This window comes from Pseudomonas sp. NFACC16-2 (assembly GCF_900119205.1).
Lineage (GTDB): Bacteria > Pseudomonadota > Gammaproteobacteria > Pseudomonadales > Pseudomonadaceae > Aquipseudomonas > Aquipseudomonas fluorescens_Q.
Window position 1 is genome coordinate 25831 of record NZ_FPIX01000040.1, and the last position, 22060, is coordinate 47890.

17 protein-coding genes are annotated in these 22060 nt (G+C 60.1%); 10 read left to right on the forward strand and 7 right to left on the reverse strand.

Translation table 11 applies throughout. The features are described from left to right. Positions 1-4: 4 nt before the first annotated feature. The 5 genes from BT116_RS24365 (at position 5) to BT116_RS24385 (ending at position 7698) form a co-directional block, all read left to right on the forward strand. Positions 5-2389 carry a hypothetical protein gene (locus BT116_RS24365; protein WP_072347742.1) on the forward strand — a complete coding sequence of 795 codons (2385 nt, stop codon included), beginning with the start codon at positions 5-7 and terminating at the stop codon, positions 2387-2389. A 155-nt stretch (positions 2390-2544) separates the two neighbouring features. Beyond that, positions 2545-3465 (forward strand): hypothetical protein, encoded by a 921-nt coding sequence (locus BT116_RS24370; protein ID WP_072347744.1) that lies wholly within the window; start codon positions 2545-2547, stop codon positions 3463-3465. 19 nt (positions 3466-3484) lie between these two features. After that, positions 3485-4789, forward strand: coding sequence for a hypothetical protein (locus BT116_RS24375; RefSeq protein ID WP_072347746.1), 1305 nt, complete (start codon positions 3485-3487; stop codon positions 4787-4789). A gap of 3 nt (positions 4790-4792) precedes the next feature. After that, positions 4793-6610 (forward strand): hypothetical protein, encoded by a 1818-nt coding sequence (locus BT116_RS24380; RefSeq protein ID WP_072347748.1) that lies wholly within the window; start codon positions 4793-4795, stop codon positions 6608-6610. A 32-nt stretch (positions 6611-6642) separates the two neighbouring features. Continuing rightward, entirely contained in the window at positions 6643-7698 is a 1056-nt protein-coding gene (locus BT116_RS24385; RefSeq protein WP_072347750.1) for a hypothetical protein, read from the forward strand. A 156-nt stretch (positions 7699-7854) separates the two neighbouring features. On the opposite strand, the gene BT116_RS24390 is transcribed toward BT116_RS24385, so the two are convergent. The 5 genes from BT116_RS24390 to BT116_RS24410 all read right to left on the reverse strand — a co-directional run bounded on the left by BT116_RS24390 (position 7855) and on the right by BT116_RS24410 (position 13903). Beyond that, complete coding sequence (locus BT116_RS24390) at positions 7855-8619, reverse strand: SDR family NAD(P)-dependent oxidoreductase (protein WP_072347752.1); 765 nt, start codon at positions 8617-8619, stop codon at positions 7855-7857. Between the two features lie 267 nt (positions 8620-8886). Beyond that, positions 8887-11256, reverse strand: coding sequence for a hypothetical protein (locus tag BT116_RS24395; protein ID WP_072347755.1), 2370 nt, complete (start codon positions 11254-11256; stop codon positions 8887-8889). Positions 11257-11308: 52 nt separating this feature from the next. Beyond that, positions 11309-12058, reverse strand: a complete 750-nt coding sequence (locus BT116_RS24400) for an ABC transporter permease (protein ID WP_060741800.1) — start codon at positions 12056-12058, stop codon at positions 11309-11311. A gap of 7 nt (positions 12059-12065) precedes the next feature. Beyond that, complete coding sequence (locus BT116_RS24405; RefSeq protein ID WP_072347757.1) at positions 12066-13067, reverse strand: ABC transporter substrate-binding protein; 1002 nt, start codon at positions 13065-13067, stop codon at positions 12066-12068. Next, entirely contained in the window at positions 13064-13903 is an 840-nt protein-coding gene (locus tag BT116_RS24410; RefSeq protein WP_072347759.1) for an ABC transporter ATP-binding protein, read from the reverse strand. Before BT116_RS24410 ends, BT116_RS24405 begins: the two co-directional genes overlap by 4 nt. 134 nt (positions 13904-14037) lie before the next feature. On the opposite strand from BT116_RS24410, the gene BT116_RS24415 reads away from it, so the two are divergent. Then, positions 14038-14772: a GntR family transcriptional regulator gene (locus BT116_RS24415; protein WP_072347761.1), complete on the forward strand. Its 735-nt coding sequence runs from the start codon at positions 14038-14040 to the stop codon at positions 14770-14772. 6 nt (positions 14773-14778) lie between these two features. On the opposite strand, the gene BT116_RS24420 is transcribed toward BT116_RS24415, so the two are convergent. Both BT116_RS24420 and BT116_RS24425 read right to left on the reverse strand, forming a co-directional pair. Beyond that, entirely contained in the window at positions 14779-15690 is a 912-nt protein-coding gene (locus tag BT116_RS24420; RefSeq protein WP_072347763.1) for a bifunctional helix-turn-helix transcriptional regulator/GNAT family N-acetyltransferase, read from the reverse strand. A 226-nt stretch (positions 15691-15916) separates the two neighbouring features. After that, positions 15917-16513 (reverse strand): TetR/AcrR family transcriptional regulator, encoded by a 597-nt coding sequence (locus BT116_RS24425; RefSeq protein ID WP_072347765.1) that lies wholly within the window; start codon positions 16511-16513, stop codon positions 15917-15919. Between the two features lie 510 nt (positions 16514-17023). On the opposite strand from BT116_RS24425, the gene BT116_RS24430 reads away from it, so the two are divergent. From BT116_RS24430 to BT116_RS24445, 4 genes are all read left to right on the forward strand, one after another. Further along, complete coding sequence (locus tag BT116_RS24430; protein ID WP_072347767.1) at positions 17024-18037, forward strand: SDR family oxidoreductase; 1014 nt, start codon at positions 17024-17026, stop codon at positions 18035-18037. Between the two features lie 81 nt (positions 18038-18118). Further along, positions 18119-19639: a class I adenylate-forming enzyme family protein gene (locus tag BT116_RS24435; RefSeq protein WP_072347769.1), complete on the forward strand. Its 1521-nt coding sequence runs from the start codon at positions 18119-18121 to the stop codon at positions 19637-19639. Further along, a complete protein-coding gene (locus BT116_RS24440) occupies positions 19629-20240 on the forward strand; it encodes an HAD-IB family hydrolase (protein WP_003201018.1) in 612 nt (203 codons plus the stop codon). The genes BT116_RS24435 and BT116_RS24440 overlap by 11 nt, the downstream gene beginning before the upstream one ends. Before the next feature lie 3 nt (positions 20241-20243). Then, entirely contained in the window at positions 20244-22007 is a 1764-nt protein-coding gene (locus BT116_RS24445; protein ID WP_072347771.1) for an FAD-dependent monooxygenase, read from the forward strand. Positions 22008-22060 lie beyond the last annotated feature (53 nt).

Here is a 22060-nt window from a genome sequence, read left to right on the forward strand (position 1 = left end):
TGACATGAGCGTATTGAATTTCCCCCGTATCTACCTCAACGGCCATATGTTCTGGAACCCGCCAACGGCCAACAACAACGACGTGTATCCGCTGTATGACGCGGTAAACGCGGACATCAACTGGCCGTTCATGAGCCACTTCGACATCAACGCCAAGAACGCCCCCACCCTACTGATGCCCTGGGCCATCAAGCCCCTGACAATGGCGGAGCTGCCGCCCTATATGCTGCAGGTACCGACCAATGCCAACCCGAAAACCTACCCATACATGCCCGCCGAATGGGATCTGTTTGGCGACAATGCCTGCGGCACGGTGAGCTACAAAGGGACTCGCTCAACGATCATTGGCGGCGAGCTGCAGGCCGACACCTACATCACCGAGGATGCGCTGGTTGGCAGGGACTACCAATTGCTCGGCAATCCCTTTGGCAGCAACGCTCCGACTGCCGCGCGCTTCGTGGACGTCAGCCCGTGGCAGAACACCTTCACCGCGTTGTATTTCGACAAGCTGATGCTGGGGGATGCCACGTGTGGCCTGACCCTCAATCGCCAGTATCGGATGATGGATCGCTTCCTCAATTTCAATTGGGGCGCCTTCGGTGGCCTGGTGTATGTCACCACCACCTGGCAGACCTGCTTTCCCCAGGAGAACCTGGAATGGGTCATCGGCGATTCGGCGCTGCTGAGTAACCTGCAGCAGCAGATGAAGCTGCAAGGGGCAAAGGGCCTGATGTTCAGGTTCTCCACCTACCTGACCTGCTACGACAGGAACGGTGTTTTCAACGACTTCCCGTACGTCAACACCCGTTCCAATGCCCCCTCGGATACGGCTCGTCTGCAAGCGATGTATCAGAAGGGACTGGACAACGTTTCCGGTATTTTCTTCAATCCCGCCTACAGCCGCACCGCCGCGACCCTGGGCCTCTGGTTCGCCGACGAATACCCGACCGCGCCCGCCGGCCTGCGCCTGGTGCCCGCGCAGGCCGTATCTGTTGTTCAACCCAGTGGAACTCCCCAAAACGCCACACTGGGCGTGACTTCGGTGCAGATTACCGGCAACACCCTGTCGCTGGATCTGGCCAACACGTTCCCGTTCTATCCGGTAGAGCCCAATGCCCCCATCCTGACCGCCGAAAAATTCCAGGCCGGCGACTATCAACTGGGTGTACGCGAGGGTGATCAATTCACGCCGGTAGTGGACTTGGGTTTCGACCGGTATAACCAGGCAGCCTTCGACAAACGCTCCGGCCTGCAAGACTTCCCGCTCAGCGACGCGGACCTGACGAAACTACAACCAGGTCATCCATTGGAGCTGCGACTCAAGGCTACGGCCGCCCCGACCCCCGTGATCGCCGCCACCCAGCAAACCTGGACCGCCGAAGTGGTGGAGAGCGGCAGTTTCATTGACGTGGGTGACCATAAGACACTGACCATCATGGTGCAGAAAAATGGTCAGCCGGCGGCCAATACCACGCTGTGGGTGGCGGAATATGGCAACCCTTACATGGTGACCACCAGCGACTACTACCTGGCCTCCAGCAACGCGGCCAATTTCACGCTGTTCTTCGACCACCCAGAGGACCCCAACCTGAACAAGGCCAATCTGCCGAACTTCAATAATGCGCCGCCCGTACAAAACTATCTGGCCAAAGGCAGCGGCCGCCGACTGACCGCGCTGCAGAATACGGATCAGTCCAGTGGAAACCCGATCGGTTATCAGCAATTCCTGCAGGGCGACGGCAAACCGGTCACGATCGACTTGCACCCTTGCCTGGCATTCGATGCCGGCGTCTACGCCACCGGAACCCTGAGCGACGACGTCCACGCCACTGCGGTGGATTACTCTTATGTCACCACTACCACCGACGCCAACGGCATCGCCCAGGTGAGCTTCAGGGCTGTCGCCCCCGGCTTCCCGACCTTGCGTTTTTTCGTCAAGGATGGCGACAGCGATCCGGTCATCCCCTTCAGCTTCCCGCTGCCCCAAGCCTACATCGACTTCCTCGCCCCGCTCCGCGTCCTGCCCTTGGACGTGCAACTGCAACAGGACTTCATCAACTACTGGAACACCGTCTACAAGGATCAGAACGCCGCAAAGCAGCTGTGGGAGGGTTTCCTCTACCCACGCATCCTGCAGACCTTCTATTACCTGTACCCCATCATGAACAAGTACATGCCGCTCAACTCCCAGGCGCGCGTCGAAGGCGCCATCGACCAGTTGATTGTGCTGATCAGCAAGCCCTACCAGGAAGAAAGCACGCTCGCGATGCCCATCACCCGTGACATGTCCCAGAGCCGCCGTGCGGTATTGGAGCTGTGGGCCCAGAAACTGGTGAAGCGCAACTATCCGCCACAAGAACTCAAGATGAGCGATTACGACAACCTCTGACCGTAACGCTGTTATCCAAGGAGGATAAACCACTGTGGGAGCGAGCTTGCTCGCGATGATGTCGGGTCAGTTTGCATTGACGCTGGCTGTGTCGACGCCATCGCGAGCAAGCTCGCTCCCACAGTGACACTCGGTACTTTTCAAAGGAATGACCTATGAAAACCAGTATCTTGACCCGCCTATTGCTGTTGATCCTGCTGTTCAGCCCACCACTGTTCGCCCAGGACAGCGGTGCCGTCTACTTCACCATGGGCGTGCATAACACCGAAGGGTGCAACGAACAGAACGGCAACTGCATCGCCAAACGTGCCCCAGGCGACCCTTCCGATCCGTTTTTCCCGGCGTTCTGGATCAGCGATTGGACCATGTACCGGGTGATGCACAACTACGAAAAAAACCCGCCGCCCTACAGCAATCCCCCTTCCACCCTGACCCCGGCGGACTACACCGTCTCTCGCGGGACCAGCTATTACGACACGGCCTATATCCCGGCCGATGGCGACGGCTTCGGGGCGATGATGGAGCACTATGAGAAGTACTGCCTGCCGATCTTTCCGATCAAGAACAACAACTACACCTGCTCCTTCGTGTCCCTGGGCAACAAGGCATACTTCCTGACCTACCCGCAGGATCGCCCCAAGGACATGCCGGCCTGCTGCATGTTCTCGCCGATGAATCATCCGCCGCGGCAAGACTTCATCCAGCACCTGCCCTACAGCGCCGAGCGCAGCAAAAACCTGGATGGCAGCGTGCAGGCCTACGCCCTGGACCTGGATTCGCCGCAAGGTCCGATCCTGTTCGGTTATGCCTTCTACAAAAAGATGTCGGGGCAACCACCCTACCGGCAGCCTCAATCGTTCTTTTTCTCCGGTGACACCAGTGTCGCCAATGCCCCCATCGTCAGCCAGAACTACACCAACTTCCGCATCGCCAGACCGGACCCTGCCCAGACCTGGGCGCAAGTGGCCGCGATGTGCCCGGCGAATCCACCGCCCTGCCAGTTGTTCGAACCACCGGCTTCACAGAGCAACGGGCAAAAGGCGCAGTGGAACAAGCTCATGCAGCGCAAACCCTGACCAATGACGAAGGATCGCCATGAACACTTCACTCCGTTTCACCCTGGTACTACTGGGTCTGGCCAGTCTTCCGGCCCTGGCCCTGGAACAATCCCAGGAACAAGCCATGCCACGGACGCAGGCCTCGAACCTGAATTGCCAGCCCCCCAGCACGGCGCCAGCGGCCAACGCCAGCCAGGACCTGTTCGATCAATACAGCTGGCAGTTGTTCATCGCCGTGAACTGGCCCGCCCAGGCGGGGCAGCGCGGTGATCCCGACTGCAGCAAACAACCGGGAGACCCTGGCTACACCGTCTGGCAGACCTACAAGACCGTGGAAGAAACCTTCCTGCCACGGGGGGCCGATCCAGGCCCCTGGAACACCCCGCAGCTTGCCAAGAGCCTGGGTATCATCAACATCGCCGCGCTGAAGAACAGCTCCCAGGTGAATGCCGTCGACCAGGCCGTCGGCGGCTGGCTGATCGACCAGGCCGGCAACCCGACCTACTACGACATCTCGGCCAACGAGACCTCCTACAACTACATCGTCGCCAACCAGTTCTATAACGCCGATGTGGTTTCCAAAGCCAACAACATCAACTTTCCCTATGGGGTCATCGAGGTCAAATCGAGCTGGCGCATCCTCACCCCCCATGACAATGCCAGCCGCTACCTGACCATGCTTGCGCGCGTGGCCACGTTCGACGACCAAGGCCAGCGCACCGGCGTCACCGAGGCCTACCTGGGCCTGGTGGGGCTGCACGTCATCACCAAGGTGAACGGCTATCCGCAGTGGATCTGGTCGACCTTCGAGCAGATCGACAACGTTCCACCCAAAACCCTGGTGAACGGTGTATGGGTCGACCAGCCGGCCTCCGGAACGGCCTATTCCTACTTCAACCCCAGCGCCCCGGCAGCCACGCTCAACCAGTCACCCTGCGACTGGCAGACCCAGGGCGCGCACCTGGTCTGCGTGCCCAAGCCTGGCACCACCTTCCAGACCCCGAACCCGTTGAACCGGTACACCCCGATCGCCGAGATCACCAACGAGGTCAACGCCCGTTACCGCAGCGACCCAGACCTGCAACGCAGCGTGCTGAAGTACTACCAACTCATCACCACCCAGCGCCCGCTGATGCCGGACAACCCCAGTAATCCACTGGGCCAGCCGACCCCCGCCCTTTCGGCCAACGTGACCATGGAAAGCTACATCCAACCCAACAGCAGTTGCATGAACTGCCACTCCATGGCGACACCGGTCAAGAGCCCCTACAAATCCGACTACTCCTACCTGTTCAAATTCGCCAATTCGCCTGTCGGCAAAACCATCAAGGACGAGGAATAACTCATGAGCATCCTGAACGGACCACGGCTGAATTTCTGGGGCGGTATCCGCACGGACGTCAGCCTGCCGAACAACTCCCCGACCATTCCCTACGACGGCAACGACGACTGGCCGCTCTTCGACCTGACCACTTCGACCCTGGCACCGAGCGCCGAGTCCTACACCGACGACCAGTTGAACAACATGATCAATGCCCCCACCGGCAACTACTACACCGCCGGGGGCTGGAATCACTATGGGCAGCATGTCGTCGACATGCAGAACGCCCTGATCAGCTCCCAGGGCATTCCCGGCAGCATCAACACCACCGGCGACCTGGTGGGCCAGCCCGTCTACCTGCTCGGTTCGGTGGACCCGGTGACCGGCCAGGGGCCCGTTTCCGGACCGATGATGGTGGACCTGGACCCCACCTCCTCGACGACCACCCAAATCTTCGTCGGCGGCCTGCAAATCGGTGGCAACGACAACATCCAATTGCTGATCCGCAGCAACACCGTGTGCAGCAGCTTCGACGTGGCAGGACGTGTGCTGCTGCCAAAAAAAATGGACGCGCCGGGCTCTTTCCACGCCAGCGGCACGTTTCAACTGACCTTCCCCTTGAGCAGCATTGTCAGCTGGAACCAGAACAGCAGCGGCCTGCGCTCGATCATTCAGGCACCGGGCGCCACGGGCATCGTCCTGCGTTTCGTTATGTTCGAAATGTGCCCCACGATGACCACCGAACAACTGGACGCCGACTATGCCGCCGGTCGGTACACGCCCAACCCGAGCATCGGCCGGGTCATCGGCACACTGGCCCCGGCCTTCGCCGACGAGCCGCTGAACTGCCAGCCGGGCCGGCAACTGGTCAACCAGAGTACCGGCAATGCCGGTTATGCCGACCTGGACAACACCGGTTACTTGAGCATCGACATGGTGAACGTCATTCCGAAGGAAACCTTCCGGGCCGTCAGGGACGACATCACCAGCCCGATCGGCCCCAACGCCGATTACGGGACCGTGACCATCAGCGCCGGCACCACCACCCTGATGGCCCTGGAGCCGACCAGTCGGTTTTTATTGGATTACTACGTGTATGGCGGCATCGTCGACCTGCCCCTGACCGCCAACCAGCTACAGGCAGTACGGACCTCTGCCTTGGCGATCAACGCACCGGGCAAGGTCGCCGGTACCACGTTGCAGGCCACCGAGTCGACCTATCGGATCTATGCCGACCAGCGCAACGTCTACCTGGAGGACTACCCCAACGGCCTGTCGATCACCCTTCAGGTCAGATACCTGGGCGGGGCGGTGCCCAGCACCACCGAAATTGGCCTGCAGGCGATCCCGGCAGCGGATCCTCCCACGTACAAAGAGCCGCAGTACTGGGACTTCCTCGACTACCCTGACTCGCTGACGGTCAACGCCGGCCAGCTTTCAGTGAGCTTCCCCGTCACCGTCAAACCGGGCAGCGCCGCCCAGGCCGGTTTCGTCGCCCTGACCTGCACGGCCAATGGCCTCGACAGCAGTGCCTACTTCACCAACTTTCGCAAATACGCCCAGACCGACTTCGGCATTCCCCAGGGCACCCCCATCACCTGGCCGCTGATGTACCCCAACGTGCTGCGCTTTCACTACCTGGCCTTCCCCGCCATGTCGCGCTATATCCCGCTGAATCAGCCCGACGCCGTCATGGGCGCCAAGAACCCCATCCTCGCCCGCACCTCGGACGCCTACAAAGGCACCACGCTGTTCATGCCCGTGGTGCGCTCGATGTCGCCCTGCCAACGGGCGTTGCTGCGGGCCTATCTCACCGGTGAACCGTGGCAGCCGCCGCAATGACCGTATCCCCTGCTCATTCACGGAGAAAGCCTATGCCCGTTCCCCTTCAGATCCCCGCGCACCCCGGGGAAAGCCTGCGCCCCAGCACCCTGGTCGCCGAGGACCTGCTGAACCCTCGCGGCCTCTGCCTGCAAGCCGATGGCAGCCTGCTGCTGACCGAAGCAGGCTCGGGGTTGCCCGACCAACCCTTCAGCGGCCGTATCAGTCGATTGCGACCGGATCCGCAGCGACCCGGCACCTACCTGCCCCGCGAAACATTGGCGCAAGGGTTTCGCGCCATGAACATGCAGGCGCGCATGCTGCGTGATGAAATCATGGGGGTGTCGGACATCGCCTGCGGTGACGGACGCTGCCTGGTCAGCCAGACCGATTATGTCGCGGGCTCCAAACTGCTGGACCTGCAATTCACACCGCCCGAGCCGGTGTTCCATAGCCGTGGCAACCTGAATGCGCTGTGCTACCACCCGACCCGCCGCAGTTGGCTGGCCGTCAAGCCCGATACCAATCAGTTGGTGGAGTTCGTCACCGGCCAGCAAGAGCGCGTGCTGGCCCAACTGCCCGAACTGGATCAAGGCCAGGAAGCCGTTCCCGTGACCCTGGTGTACGAACCGGCGACAGACGCCGTGCTGATCAGCCTGTTCTCGGGTGAACTGCACGGCGACCCGAGCCGCAAGGGCATCGACTTTGCCGAGAAGGCCGGCCAGGTGATCCGGGTCTGGCCGGACAGCGCCAGGATCGACATCCTGATTCACCGCCTGCAACTGCCCACCGGGCTGGCGCTGCGCCCCAACGGTCAACTGCTGGTGCTGGAACTCTGCGAGCGCCTGCAACAACCGCTGCTTTCCGACTGGAACGGCGACCCCCTGCATGGCGGCTTTACCCGGTTCAGTGGGCGGCTGCTGAGCTGCGACTTGCAAACCGCCCAGGTCACGGTGCTCGCCCGCGACCTGGACACCCCTTCCAACCTGTGCCTGTTACCGGACGCGGTACTGGTCAGCGAAGGCATGGGGCTGCTCGGGCGGCCCCTGCCTACGCCAGATGGAAGCGTGGTGCCGTTAAACGGCAGACTTCGTCGGGTGCAACTCTGAACAAGCATTCAAGACAAAGGCAAAAAAACGGCGCTTACCCTAATGCCAGTCAGTTAAGGATCACATGACACAAAACCTGTGGGAGCAAAGCTCGGGTTTGAGGCTTAACTGATCGGCATTAGCGCTTACCCTGGGATAAGCGCCGTTTTTCTTGACTCAGCCAGCAGTGACCGTCATGCCACCATCCGCCATGACCACCGAACCGACGATAAAGCTGGCACGATCCGACGCAAGGAACGCAACCACCTCGGCAATTTCTTCCGGCTGTGCGGCTCGGCCAATAGGCGCGGCTTCACCATGCTGGGCAAGGAACGCCGGGCCGTCCTCGACTACGTCATTAAGGATGTTGGTGACCACATCGCCAACGCCGACCGCATTGACGCGAATACCATCCTCGATGACTTCCAGCGCCAGGGTCCGCGTCAGTTGTGCCAGGGCACCCTTGGAGGCGGTATAGGCGGCAATGGTCGGGAAGGCAAAATAGGACGCGTAGGACGCTATGTTGACGATGGCCCCCGACTTGTTCGGCATCATCGCCTTGACCGCTTCGCGTGAATGCAGGAAGGCCGCGGTGGCGTTGACCGCCTGGATGCGCTCCCAGTCCTGGCGCGTCATGTCGATCACCCGTTTGTTGATGATGATCCCGGCATTGTTGACCAGGATGTCCAGCCGGCCGAACTGCTCGACGGCCAGGCCGACGGCGCGCTCGGCAGCGCCATCCTCGGTGATGTCGGCCTCCAGCGGCACCAGCCCGGGGCGGGCCAGCTCATGGACGGCGGGGTTGATGTCTTCCGCGACCACCTTGGCGCCGCGGGCGTGCAGCAACAACGCGATGGCCTTGCCGATGCCACTGGCGGCTCCGGTGACCAGTGCAACCTTGCCTTCGACTTCCTGGGGAATACTGCGTTGGATATCGGTCATGATCGCTCTCCTGCGTGAGCGGGCCGACGAGACATTCACCGGCCCGGCGCCCCTGGGCGCTGTCGTTATCGACGGTTTCACTTTCTCGCAACGGCGACTGCCGGGCTTTCGCAGGCTTGCTGGGACTGTCGGGGTTTTGCGCAAATGTGACCAGAGATAGCTCCCGCCGGGCTGTGTAGGCGCTGGCGAAGCCTGCGATCTTTTGATCTTTCACCTGAGATTCAAGTGTCTGGGGAAAGATCGCAGCCTCGTTGCACTCGACAGCGCCTACAGGGTCAGGAACAGCGCGGACGTCCAGACCCGTGACTGATCCCGCTGGCGGGCACAGATGAACAAGGGATGTTCACGCCCTGGGTCAAGCCCCAGGCGGGCCAGTTCGATGCACCCCTGCAATTCACGGGGTAACGCCGCAGCGGTCATCCGTTCCAGGGACAGCTTCAACTCCGCGCCCGGCAACTCTTCGACCACTTGCGATTGCGCCAACAACTCATCGCCGGACAGCTCCATCACCACGGTCGGTGCGTGCACGTAAGGTTGCGGTTCGGACGGGTCGCCGACCTTGATGTAATTGTCGATACGGCTATGGATCTGCAGTGTGGCGCCGGCCAGTTGCGACAGGTCGATTTCGATGCTGTCGGTATCGCCGTTGGTGTCGGTGCGAAACGCCAGGACCGTGGCGTCCTTGCGCCATACGGTCTGCTCGGGATGGTCGAGGCCCAGGGCGCGAAAGCCATTGATGACCGCGCCGGTGATGCGGATTTCGCCAGTCCAGTACGCGCCGCGATAGCGGTCCTTGATCCGCGCGCCACCCAGGCGCAGGCGAATGCGTTGGGCGCAGAAACCCAGTTCCTGATGCAGGTTGCGCGACCAGATCAACTGGTCGCCGTCGAACAGATCGACCTGCTCCCACCCTGCCTCCCCCAGCAGTCGATAGTCCAGGGAAGCATTCGAATCGGCAGTGAAGACTTCACCCATGAAGTGCTTGCCCTGGCGCAGGCTGGCGAACGAACGCTCACCGGTCGTGGCGAAGGTACGGCGGGCGCGCAAGGCCTTGCCGACGCTGGTGCGGTCGAAAGCCTCGGCGACCACACCCGTCAACCCGCCACGGGAGCCGAACACCGCCGTGGCCGGAACGCCGCCACCGCAGCGGCCCTGGTGCTCATCGCTGTTCGCCGCGGCGCCAACCCGATAGCCACGCTGCAGCGCTTCGGCGTAGACCCAATGGAACTGGCCCCAGGCCGAACCCACCTCGATCAACCGCTCGAGTTCCGGGTGATGCCAGTCGAGGTTGCAACGGCGTCCGCCGACATGGGGCATCATCAGATGGCCTTCGGGGTCCTTGGCATAGGCGGCGTACAACTCGTCCACCGGCCAGGCGCCTGGCTTGATGGTGCCGGCGGTGAACTCGTTCCATTCGAAGGAGCGCACCAGTCGTCCTTGATTGTCGAAGGGGAACTCGGGTTTGCGGTCATGCAGGAATACGACGTTGCGGTCGCCGCCCGCACAAGAGTTACCGCACCATTCGGTTCCGGGATAACACACGAATCGGCCCGACTCATTGAGCTCGTGGATCAGCTTGACCGCCTGGTCCCAGCGTTGCTCGGTGATATTGAAGTCATTGGCGGTGTAGCCGAGGACGTCGAGCCCGGCGACATCACGACCGTAGCTGAGGTTGTACAGCGTGTCGTTGGTGCCCACCGTGTCATCGGAGTGCACATGCAAGTCGGCATAGAGCGGGCGCAACGCCGTACCGGCCGGGTCGACAGTGACGAAGGCCTCGGCCCCGTCGACAAACGGCGCCGCCACGTTGGCGGACAAACGCCACTCGCCCACGGCGCCGAGGTCAAGCGCCTCGAGCCGGGCCGTCGCCCAACCTTCGGACGCCAGCGTGAACGGCTGCCGACGCTCGCCGCCCTCCGGATCGACCAGGGTCAGTACCCCCTCGAGCGGCAGGTTTCGGCAGGTGTTGCCCCAGGCATCGTCCACCCGCACGAGGACGTCGAATGCTTCCCCGGCGCTGACCAGTCGAGGCACGATCAGCTGCACACGCTGCGCCGGTCCCGGCACGATGTCCAACAAGGGATCGCCCGGCACTTCGGCAAATTTCGAGCTGCCCAGCGGGTCGATGAACAGGCGGAAACGGAAGTCCTTCTCGACGAAACTCTGCACCCGCGTTCCCGCCCCGCCCTGGCGTCGGTCGCCCAGGCGAATGATGACTTTATCGCCCGGGTTCAGGTACCCGTCGATGATGTCGATGATGATCGCTTTCTGGAATGGCCGTTCATGGCCCTTCTGGTCGAAGCGCACTTTCAAATGCTGCACCGTGGCCTGGCTCTGGCCGGGGACCAGCTCACCGGCCTGGTATTCGGCGCTGACATAGTTGGGGCCGGCCGGGTTCGAGGTCTGGAACAAGGCCCAGTCGGAATAGAACTTGAAGGCCAGCTTGAGCCACGCGCCATCGGCCAGGCCGCTGCCACCGACCTCGTAGACCAGGGTGATTTCATCCCACTGCCCGGCGACCAGCGTGTCACGGTCGCAGTGGACGCTGCCCAGGAACGGACGTTTCTTGTTGCGCTCATACAGACCTTGTGGGGCGATGTAATGCCCGGCTTCGCGGGGATCGAAAACGTTACTCACATGACACCTCGTGCAGTGGTCCACTGAAGGGTTCGAATACGTGGAGCGATGCTTATTGCACGCGCCATTGCTGGTAGTGACGCTCGATGCGCCGGAACACAAAGCTTTCCATGAGCCAGGCAATCAAGCCGATCACGACAATGCCCAGCAGCACCTGGCTGCTGTTGCCGATCTGTCCGCCCGTGGCGACCATCCAGCCGATGCCTCGGGAAGCGCCGATCATTTCCGCCGCCACCAGCGCCCGCCAGCCCTGGCTGAAGCCGATGCGCAAGGCGGCGGTCACGAACGGCAACGAGGCCGGCAAATAGACGTGGGCCAACAGTTGCCAGGCGTTGGCACCCAAGGTCCGTGCCGCGCGAACTTCACCGCCGCGGATGCTCTGCACGCCCTCCTGGATGGTCACCGCCATGGGGAACATCGCGGCAATGAAAATCACCAGCACGATAGAGACATAGCCCAGGCCGAAAATGATCATGATCAGCGGCGCCCAGGCGATTGGCGGAATAGCCATGAACAGGCTGTTGAGCGGCGAGATGAAATCGCGAAAGCGCGAGGACAGGCCCGCGGCCGTGCCCAGCAGGAGCGCAACGATCACCGCGGCGCAAAAACCACCCAGCTCTTCCAGCACACTGGCCTGCAGGTGCTGCCACAGCGAACGGTCACCCAGCCAACGCAGCGCCTCGCGGGCAACGTCCCAAGGCTGCGGCAGGATGTAGGTGGGAAAGCGGCTGGCCAGGGCGATCCAGATCAACAACAGGAACGGCAGCGACGCCCATCCCCAATTCGGTTTTGGCAAGGACATGACGGACTCAGTGCGCGGCTTTTTCCAGGTAGGAGGTATCCACGATCTGTTCGGTCTTGAGCGTGGTGTCGATAAAACCCAGGTCGTGGGAGTAATCCATCAGGCGCTGGATGAACTGGATGTCCGCCGCCTGCAAGTCCGCCGACCAACCCAACCGGGTCCGTGCCTGGGCGACAATGGCTTCGGGGGCGATGGTCTTGCCGTCCGGGCCTTGCACCGCTTCCAGCTTGAACGCCTCGGCAATGAGCCGGTTCGACTCGGCGGGATGTTCGTTGAGGAACGCGATGGCCTTGCGATGGGCGCGTAACAGCTTCACAACATCATCCGGTCGCTCCTGCAAGGTTTTCGGCAAGGCGATCACCACGTACCACGGGTACTGGGGCAGCGCCTGGTTGACGTCCAGCAGGATCCGGCTCGAACCGCGCAGCACCGACTGGCTGACGAAGGGTTCCCAGGAAAACGCAGCGTCGACGATGCCACGTTCAAGGGCAGCGTTCATGTTGCCCGGCGGCATGTCGATGATGTCCAGGTCCTTGTCGGGATCGAGCCCGGCCTTTTCCTTCAGGACATAACCGCGCAGCAGCACATCCATGCCACTGCCCTTCTTGACCCCGGCAAGTTTTTTCCCCTTGAGCGCTTCCAGCTGGGTGATCGGACTCTTGGCGTCGACAATCACCGCGGCCTGGCCGTAATTGACCTTCGCCAGGATCCGGCTTTGCAGCCCGCGGGAAAACCACTGGTACACCGGTGGGGTGCCGACATAGGCCACGTCCAGTTCACCGGCGGCCAGTGCCTGCTGGATCACCGGGCCATCGCCCAAGGCCTTGAGGTCGACGTTCAAGCCTTCTTCGCGGTAGTAACCTTGTTTGTCGGCGATCAGCGCCGGGGCGTTGGCCATGGCGAAGACATAACCCACGCGCAAGGGTTTCGCCTCGCCCGCTACGGCGAATGCGCTGCCTGCCAACGTGGCGGCAGACAATGTGAGGGCAAGCAGCGAACGTTTGATCATGCTGTCAGCTCAAGTCGAGGGGTGGGGTGAACCGTGGTGTCGCAGGCGTCCATTACCTGGGCAATGCGCGTCATCAGCTCATTGCGGTAATCGAGGAACGCCGGTAGGCGACGGGTTTTCAGGTTGCTGCGGGGACGCGGCAGGTGGATCTCCAGCTCGCTGTGAATGCCCCCGGGGGCGATGTTGAGCACGATGACCCGATCGGCCAGGAACACCGCTTCGTCGATGTCGTGGGTAATGAACAACACCGTCTGGCCCAGTTCGGCCCAGATGCGCAACGTCTCTTCGTTCATGCTGTTGCGACTGATGGCATCGAGCGCGGCGAACGGCTCATCCATCAGCAATACGCTGGGTTCCAAGGCCAGGGTCCGGGCCAGGGAGACGCGCTGTTGCATGCCCCCGGAAAGCTGGTGCGGCAGCCGCTGCGCCGCACTCTCCAGACCGACCAGGCGCAGGTACTGCAATGCCTGTGCGCGCTGCTGCGCTTCGTCGGTCTGGGCGCTCATCCGCAGACCGAAGCGAACGTTTTCCAGGGCACTCAACCAGGGGAACAATTGCGGCGCCTGGAACACATAACCCAGCTCCGAGCGCTCCGGGCGTACCGCTGTCTGGTTGATGGTGATGCGGCCACTTTGCGGTTGCACGAACCCTGACAACAGGTTCAGCAAGGTGGTTTTCCCACAGCCGGATGGCCCCAGGATCGCGACGAACTCGCCGGGCCTGGCGTTCAGGCTGAAAGAGGAAAATACCCGATGCCCGTTGGGGTAGCTGAAGCTGATGTCATCGACCGTCAGGGCGTCGGCTTGCGGCTGCGGGCAAGGGAGGGTTTTGAGCATGGCAAGTGTCGTCAGGTCGTTTACAATGGGATTACCCGACATAATACGTATTAATACAAGTAGTCCCAATAACCTATTTTTATAACCTTAGAAGTGAAGGCACCCTGCCCCACTCAAGGCCATGGAAGCTGACAGTGTCCACCTCCATTCTTCGCGACAGCACCACCTCGCTCTACGAGCAGATCGCCCATCAACTGTTGGAAGAAATCCAGCGCGGCGACTACGAACCCAGCGGCAAGCTCCCATCCGAGGCGCAGTTGGGCGAACGGTTCGGGGTGAGCCGCGTCACGGTTCGCCTGGCGGTGGGCAAGCTCAGCGACGATGGCGTGGTGGAACGCAAGCAAGGCAAAGGCACCTTCGTGGCGGCCAAACAGGTACGCCACGGCCTGGATGCGTTGCGCAGCTTTCATGAGGCGTTGTTGTTGCAAGGGCTGCAACCGAGCATGCAGGTGCTCAGCCACGCCCTGCAGCCCGTCCCGGAAACCCTGCGGGGTCTGTTTGAGCAAGCGCACGACTGCCTGCTTCTGGAGCGACTGCACTTCGTCGATGACGAACCCATCGCATTGGGACGCAGCCACCTGCCGGCAGAGTTGGCCAGCGTGGCCTGGGCTGAGGTCGAACATCAGCCGATCTATTCCATTCTCGAATCGATCACCGGCCTGGCAGTCAGCCGCGCCGACCTGGCCATCCGTGCACAGGAAGCCGACAAAAGCCTGGCCAGCGCGCTGCACGTCAAACGCGGTGCCGCGCTGCTGGTCATGGAGCGCACGTCCTATTTCGCCAACGGTCGTTGCTGCGACCGCACGACGTTTTTCATCCGCCCGGAACGCTATGCCTTCGTACTTAGCGGGGTTTTCAAATCCAATTGATAGGATTCAAATTGGCGAGACGGTTGGGCCCGGCCTGACAAAACACTGTTCTGTAACCTGGCGCCCCCATTGCTGTCCCTCTTGCTCCTGCTCCAACCTGAAACCGAACGCTTCATACAGCTTGCGAGCAGCATCGAGCCCCTGGAACGTCCAGAGGCTCGTTGAACTGAAGCCCCACTCGTCACAGAATTTCATCGCTTCAGCCAACAGGCGTCTGCCGGCGCCCTTGCCTCGTGCCGAATCATCCAGGATGAAGCAACGCAGTACCGCACTGCCGTCCTCTCCTTCTCCGTCGATGGCAATCGAACCGACCACGCGTTCGCCATCCAGGGCCAACCAGACCTCATTGCGCGGGTTGTGCAAACGCCCCATCAGGTGCGCCATGTCCGATGCCACCAGGCTTTCGAACAACTGGCCAAAGTTCGAATGCCTGGAGTAATAGTCCGCATGCATTTGCACAATGCGGCCAATCACGCCAGGACGGTAGCCCCGGGCAATCTCCAGCCGCGCCGGCGCAGGCGGCTCTGTACCGAGTCGATGAGCGTGCAGCGCAACGGCATAGCTGGCAATCCCCTCGCTCACGGTCTGACATTGCTCGCCGGATAAGTGAGACATGGCCGCGACAACCTGTTGGGTGGCGAAAGCATCGATAGCTCGAAGGGTCTTTTGCCCCTGCACGGTGAGCCGCAGTCGCTTGGCTCGGGCATCCTGTTCATGGGCAATTTCTTCAATCTCACCGGCCTCGACGAGCTTGCGAACCATCCGGCTTACGCTGGATTTTTCCAAGCCAAGCAGCTCGACAAGCTCACCCGCCGTCAGGAATTGGCGATGGCCGAGTTCGACTATTGTGTGCACCGACGACGGCGGATAACCCGTCGCAGCCAGCGTGGCGTGCATGAACCCCAGCTCCCGCACCATGAGGTGCGATGCCGAACGGATTTTTTCAATCAGGTCTGGTGGGCACTGGTTCACGGGGGACCTCGGACGCAACGAGCCATTAGTTGTATTGCACAACTAAAGACCCATCCATGCGTTCAGTCAAACCTTGCGGTGCCATCCCGGGTAACTTCAAGACCTTCCAGGCCCATGACATTGCCGCCCTGCGTCACAGATTGCTGGGCCAACCAACGATAACGCCAGGGACTTATAGAGGCTCTGCGGTCTGGATGAGCGAGTTCAGCACCAGCTTGATTTCAACAGCTGGGTCTTTATGCCCTTGCAATATCAGGCCTTCCGCCAGGGCGGTGAAGGTCTTGGCAAGCGCGGCGTCGGCCAGTGGCGGCTTCTTGCCAGCATGATTGAATATGATGGTAATCAACTTGCCCAAGGCCTCGCTGTTTTCCTCATGCAAGTCGTAGTAATGCGGCGAGAATTCTTCATCGCGCAAGGCGATCAATTGCAACTCGGCATCGAGGATCGCACAGCGGGTATTGTTCTTCAGCGTATCGATATAGGCATTCAAGCCGTGGCTCAACTGTTCCGCCGAATATCCCGATGCCAGGGTCGTACTCAGGCGCTCGATCTCAACTCGCTTGAAGCGTTGAGTCAATTGCAGCAGCAAGTCCGATTTACTTGAAAAATTTGAGAAAAAGGCGCCTTTGGAAAAGCCCGCCTCTTCGGCGATAACGTTGACGCTGGCGGCATGGAAGCCCTTGCGGATCATCAGCTCAGTGGCTGTGTCGAACAATTTGTCTCTTGTTACTTGCTGGCTCTCTTCTCGACCTAGTCTCTTTTTAATCACGCCCTCGGCTCCTTTGGCCAAACAAGATAGCTATGTGTGACTGAATGCAACGAATCGATTACTCACTGTACGGAACCCGTTTTCGCCATCATATCTTATACGCGCCTTGTTCAATCATTTACATTTTAACTTTCAAAAAAGGCCATGTATGTGCCATGTAGTTGGAACAGCCGCAAAGGCACCCTAGATGGGCTACCGGCCCCAGTTTTTGCCGGATAGGAGTGACTCACAATCTTCGTTTCGCGCCCCTTGATGAGCCCTTGCCGTCCCTTTGAGCGGCTCAAACCGGATATTTCCCTGCCCTCGACCATGCGCCGGAACCCGAAAAAACCTGCACGAAGCCCGATGCAGAGCCATCAGCTCGTCAATCCGACGAAATACCACTTGATTTTCAAATACCGAATGGTTTTTACTTGCGCCGTTGGTGGAGCCCAACGCCTGATCAGCGCATCGAGTCAGTGACACCGCTCTCGATGCAATGCCAGGTCACCTCACAGGAGCGGGATTTTAATGGAATATGCCTTCGTTACAGGCGCTACTGGCCTGCTCGGGAATAATGTCGTTCGTGCGTTGTTAAAGCGGAACATCAAAGTAAAAGCGTTGGTTCGTTCCGTAGAGAAAGCCAGGAAACAGTTCGGCAGCCTGCCTGTGGAGTTCGTCGAAGGCGACATGCTTAATGTCGAGGCCTTCGCCCATGCCCTGCAAGGCTGTGACGCCCTGTTTCATACGGCGGCCTATTTCCGCGACAGTTACAAAGGCGGGAAACATTGGCAAAAACTGTATGACACCAATGTGACCGGCACCGAGCGCTTGTTGCAAGCCGCTTATGACGCCGGTATCCGTCGTGCGGTCCACACCTCTTCCATTGCCGTATTGAAGGGCAATCGGGATCAAGTGATCGATGAAACCATGTCTCGCAGTGAATTGGAGGCTGACGATTATTACTTGAGCAAAATATTGTCCGAACAGAAGGTCCAGCAATTCCTGGCGCAGCACCCGGACATGTTTATCGCCATGGTCCTGCCAGGTTGGATGTTCGGCCCCGGCGATATCGGCCCTACTTCCTCAGGACAGTTCCTGCTCGACTTTGTCGGACAGAAATTGCCCGGTGTACTCCCCGGAAGCTTTTCCGTTGTCGATGCCCGGGATGTGGCCGAACATCAAATCGCGGCCATTACCCGCGGCAGGTCCGGAGAGCGCTACCTGGCCGCCGGCAATCACATGGACATGAAGAGCATTTTCCAGGCGCTGTCCAGCGTCAGTGGCATAAAAGCCCCAGAGCGAAAAGTGCCTCTGTTCATGCTGCGAATCATCGCGCTTATCTATGAAGGTTACTACCGGATCACAAAAAAGCCGGTGCTCATCAGTACCTCCACGGTCAAGCTCATGGAGCAAGAACAAGGCCGCACTCATTTCAGCCATAACAAAAGCTCAAGAGAATTGGAGTGCAAGTTCCGCCCTGTTGCTGAAACCCTGACCGATACCCTGGATTGGTATCGGAATAACAACTACACAGATGCTTAATTGAAACAATTCATATATAGCCTGCCTCTGTAGTACTTTTTTTGACTAGCCATATATCCAAGGATTGAGAGAGGTTGGTAAATGAAAAGCCTTTCATATAAAGAAGGTTTTCTGCATCGCTTTGTCGGTTTTTCGGAATCGTTTCCCGAACAAGTTGCTATTCGCCATCTGGACACGGAAGAAGACACAGTTACTTACCGCGAGTTGCACATCAAGGCTGAACAATGCAATGGCGCTCTTACAGCGCTTGGTGTATTGCCTGGCGACAAAGTAGCGCTGGTACTGCCCAATGGGGTGGCATTCATCGCTTACTACTTGGCGATCATCGGGCGAGGCGCCATTCCGGTCATCCTCAACTACAAGTTGACCCCTTTCGAAATGGCCAGTGTCGTCAGCCTCGCCAGGCCGACGCTCGTGGTCACGACCGAAACGCTATGGGTGCAACACAGTGAGGTGTTCCAGGCTGACAACGGTGTCAGGCACTCCCTGGTGCTGGACGGTGGGAGCGAACCGTCATCGTCCCTGCCCGCCAACGCAACGGCCATCTCTCAACTACCTTGCCAGATCGAACCCTTGTTGCTGCCCGAGGGTAATCCGGTCGTCTCGGTCCAATTCACCTATCGGGGCATCGGCAGGCCCCTGGCTGTTTCTCACCGATATCTCGACCTGACGCAATCGAGCGACGGGCTGCATGAGCACTTTCATCTGCAAGGCGTCGGCTCCGTTCATCTGGTGACGTTGCCACTGTATGCGATCTTCGGCCTGTCCGTGATGATGGTGTTTCCCTTGAGCGTGGGCGCCACCCTGCTGATGACCAACACCCTGCTCAACCGAGACCTCGCTGAAGTCCTGTCGGAGCATCAGGTCACCTTTGCCTGCCTGGTGCCCGATGTCATTCGTTACTTCAATACGCGCCTGGCCAAACGCAAAGGCGCGCTCCTGCCGTTGCACCCGCAGTTGATGATTTACTCGGGGGGCAGCCACCTGCCGGCCGATGAAGCCGAGAAGCTGGGGAAGTTGCTGGGGTGCAATCCGGTGCTGCAGGGCTATGGCTTGACCGAAAGCATGCCTGTAATCGTCCAGAGCTCGATTGGTACGGTCCACCGTGGCGCCATGGGCCAGCCGATCAGCGGTGTGGAACTGCGCATTGTCGATGCCCAGGGCCAGGACGTAGCGCCGGGGCGTATCGGCGAATTGCTGATACGTGGCTCGATGGTGATCGACGGCTATAACGATGCCGAGGACACCAACGCGCGGTTCTTCCGCGATGGCTGGTTCCACAGCGGTGACCTGGTCTGGCAGGACGACGATGGCCATGTGTTTTTCTATTGCCAGCGCCTGCGGATTTCGAAGATCAAGGCGCAGATGGTCGACCTGGTGGAAATCGAATCCGTCGCCCTCAAGCACCCCGGCGTGGTGCGCGCCAAGGCCTATATCGTCCCGGACCACAAGGAAGTCAACGTGCTGCACCTGTGCGTCGAAGGGACCGGCGAGCTGACCCAGAACACACTGTCTACCTTGCTTTCGCGCTACCTATCGGGCTTCAAGCTGCCCAAGACCATCGAGATGACTTCTCTCAAGGAAGAGGCCCATGCACGCTAACAGCACACAACCGGTCCTGGCCGTTTTCGACTTCGACGGCACATTGACCGACCGGCACACGTTCTGGCGCTACATGCGCTTTATCGTGGGCACCCGCTCGTTCTGGCTGCGGATCATTCCCCTGCTGCCCAAGATGCTCAGCGTGATCGTCGGCATCACCCCGCTGATGCAAGCACGGCTGGCGTTCATCGCCTGCTACCTGGGCGGCCTGTCGGTGGAGCAAGAGCGCGAACATGCCAAGTATTTCATCAGCGAGCTGCTGCCGCTCTGGCTCAGGCCTGAGGCGTTGCGGCGGCTGCAATGGCATCAGTCCATGGGGCACGTCACCGCGCTGGTGAGCAATTCGCCGGAAAACTACCTGATCCCCTGGGGCCAGGCCGCGGGTTTTGACTATGTGTGCGGCACCCGCCTGGCAACGGCAAAGAACAAGCTGACCGGCGGGATATCCGGTACCAACTGTGTAGAGCGAGAGAAAGTCACGCGGCTCAAGGGCTGCTTGAGCAACCTTGATGATTTTTACATTTATGCCTACGGCGACTCATCGGGCGACGACGCCCTGCTCGGCATTGCCAACTCTCCCTTCTACAGAAACTGGTACTGATCGATGAACACTCTGAGCACGTTGGCCCCCAACCATTTCAAGCGCCCTGGCAGCGCCCCGACCGTCATGATCGTCGGAGCCGGTCCTGTTGGCCTGTCCCTGGCAATCCTGTTGAAGAAATGGGGCGTGTCGTTCCGCATCATTGAAAGGAACGCTGGCCCCTCGACGGCGACCAAGGCGATGGCTATCCATTCCCGGACCCTGGAAATCTTTCGGGACCTGGGCGTTGCCGAGCAAGCCATCAGCGACGGCTTCACGATCAACCAGTTTTCGGTGCAGTCGAACGCCAAGCGGGTGCTGAACTACAACTTCTCCTACCTGGACGCGCCCTATCCCCTGCTCCTGAGCCTGCCACAGCCGCAAACGGAGAAAATTCTCCTGGAGCGGCTCAGGGAGCTGGGGGCCGAGGTGGAGTGGAATACCGAACTGGTGGACATCGAAAACCAGCCGGGTTCGGTGCGCATGACGCTCAAGCATGCCGACGGCACCGACGAACACTTCACCAGTCGTTGGGTGGCCGCGTGCGACGGTGCTCGCAGCAACATCAGAAAACGCCTGGACATGACGTTCGAAGGCTCGTCCTACGACCGCTTCTTCATGCTCGCCGATGCCGATATCGAGTGGTCCGGAAGCAAGGATGAGGGCGCATTCTTCCTGGGTGCGCAGGACGGTTATGTGGCCGTTGCACCGATCAGCGCTCAATCGCGTTATCGGCTGTTCATCGAAATGCCCTACAACCTGCCACCAGAAGGCGAGCGCCCGTCCTTGAGCCTGGAGAACTTCCAGCGCTTGTGCGAAGGGCGCGGGCAAAAGATGACGCTGTCCAACATTTCATCGACCACCATCGCCTCTTTCCAGCATCGCCGCGTGCAATCGATGCAACAAGGCTCCGTGTTCCTGCTGGGGGATTCGGCGCATATCGGCAGCCCCATCGGTGGACAGTGGATGAACCTGGGGATTTCCGAGGCCTATAACCTGGCCTGGAAAATGGCCTATGTCGATCAGGGCCTGGCGAATCCGTCCTTGCTCGACAGCTACAACGAAGAGCGCTACCCGGTTGCCCTGGAAGTCGAGAACACCGCACACCGGCTGACGGGGCTGATTACGGTCCGGCGTCGCGCCCTGGTGTGGCTGCGCGACAACGTCCTGCCGCTGTTGAGCAACCGCAAAAAGGTCCAGCGCAAACTGCCGTCGATGATTTCCGGTCATCAATATCACTATGAGAAAAGTGACTACATTCAAGAATCACTGACGAAGAAGCAGCGCAAGAACTGGAGCAAGAAAGGGAAAAAACCCGAGTTCCAGACCGCAGCGCCTCGCGCCGGGCAACTGGCGCCCGATGTCGAACTGTGGCAACTGCAAGGGATGCCGACAAAACGCTTGATCGACTTGTTCCACGGGACATTCACGCTGTTGATTTTCAGCGCGGCCGATCAGTTTTCGCCGTTGTTGCCAGGCTACTACACGCTGGCCAAGTCGGTGGAACAGGACTACCCAGGCATCAAGGCCTACTGCGTGATCGACGCCCTGAGCAGCGCCGGCCTGCCGGCTTGGCATTCGACGTTGCTGGACCCCGATTGGCGACTGCATAAGCGCTATCACGCCAGGGAAGGCACGATGATGCTGATTCGTCCTGACGGCTATATCGCTTTCCTCGGCGCCGATGCAATAACGCTGATGACGTATCTGAACGTAAGGTCCGGGTTGCTCAAGGGCGCCAGGAAAACAATATCTTGCGAGACCGACGCAGTGGAACTCCAACTTTAAGTCGCTCCATGGCTACTGCCAGTTTGATGATTTGATTTAAACAAGGCCCTGTC

What these genes read in the sequence shown, in the direction of transcription:
- BT116_RS24410 (WP_072347759.1), bottom strand. Translation starts at nt 13,903, where the DNA reads ATGCTCAAAACCCTCCCTTGCCCGCAGCCGCAAGCCGACGCCCTGACG.
- BT116_RS24445 (WP_072347771.1), top strand. Translation starts at nt 20,244, where the DNA reads ATGAACACTCTGAGCACGTTGGCCCCCAACCATTTCAAGCGCCCTGGC.
- BT116_RS24375 (WP_072347746.1), top strand. Translation starts at nt 3,485, where the DNA reads ATGAACACTTCACTCCGTTTCACCCTGGTACTACTGGGTCTGGCCAGT.
- BT116_RS24390 (WP_072347752.1), bottom strand. Translation starts at nt 8,619, where the DNA reads ATGACCGATATCCAACGCAGTATTCCCCAGGAAGTCGAAGGCAAGGTT.
- BT116_RS24380 (WP_072347748.1), top strand. Translation starts at nt 4,793, where the DNA reads ATGAGCATCCTGAACGGACCACGGCTGAATTTCTGGGGCGGTATCCGC.
- BT116_RS24370 (WP_072347744.1), top strand. Translation starts at nt 2,545, where the DNA reads ATGAAAACCAGTATCTTGACCCGCCTATTGCTGTTGATCCTGCTGTTC.
- BT116_RS24385 (WP_072347750.1), top strand. Translation starts at nt 6,643, where the DNA reads ATGCCCGTTCCCCTTCAGATCCCCGCGCACCCCGGGGAAAGCCTGCGC.
- BT116_RS24430 (WP_072347767.1), top strand. Translation starts at nt 17,024, where the DNA reads ATGGAATATGCCTTCGTTACAGGCGCTACTGGCCTGCTCGGGAATAAT.
- BT116_RS24420 (WP_072347763.1), bottom strand. Translation starts at nt 15,690, where the DNA reads ATGGTGCGGGAGCTGGGGTTCATGCACGCCACGCTGGCTGCGACGGGT.
- BT116_RS24365 (WP_072347742.1), top strand. Translation starts at nt 5, where the DNA reads ATGAGCGTATTGAATTTCCCCCGTATCTACCTCAACGGCCATATGTTC.
- BT116_RS24435 (WP_072347769.1), top strand. Translation starts at nt 18,119, where the DNA reads ATGAAAAGCCTTTCATATAAAGAAGGTTTTCTGCATCGCTTTGTCGGT.
- BT116_RS24405 (WP_072347757.1), bottom strand. Translation starts at nt 13,067, where the DNA reads ATGATCAAACGTTCGCTGCTTGCCCTCACATTGTCTGCCGCCACGTTG.
- BT116_RS24400 (WP_060741800.1), bottom strand. Translation starts at nt 12,058, where the DNA reads ATGTCCTTGCCAAAACCGAATTGGGGATGGGCGTCGCTGCCGTTCCTG.
- BT116_RS24440 (WP_003201018.1), top strand. Translation starts at nt 19,629, where the DNA reads ATGCACGCTAACAGCACACAACCGGTCCTGGCCGTTTTCGACTTCGAC.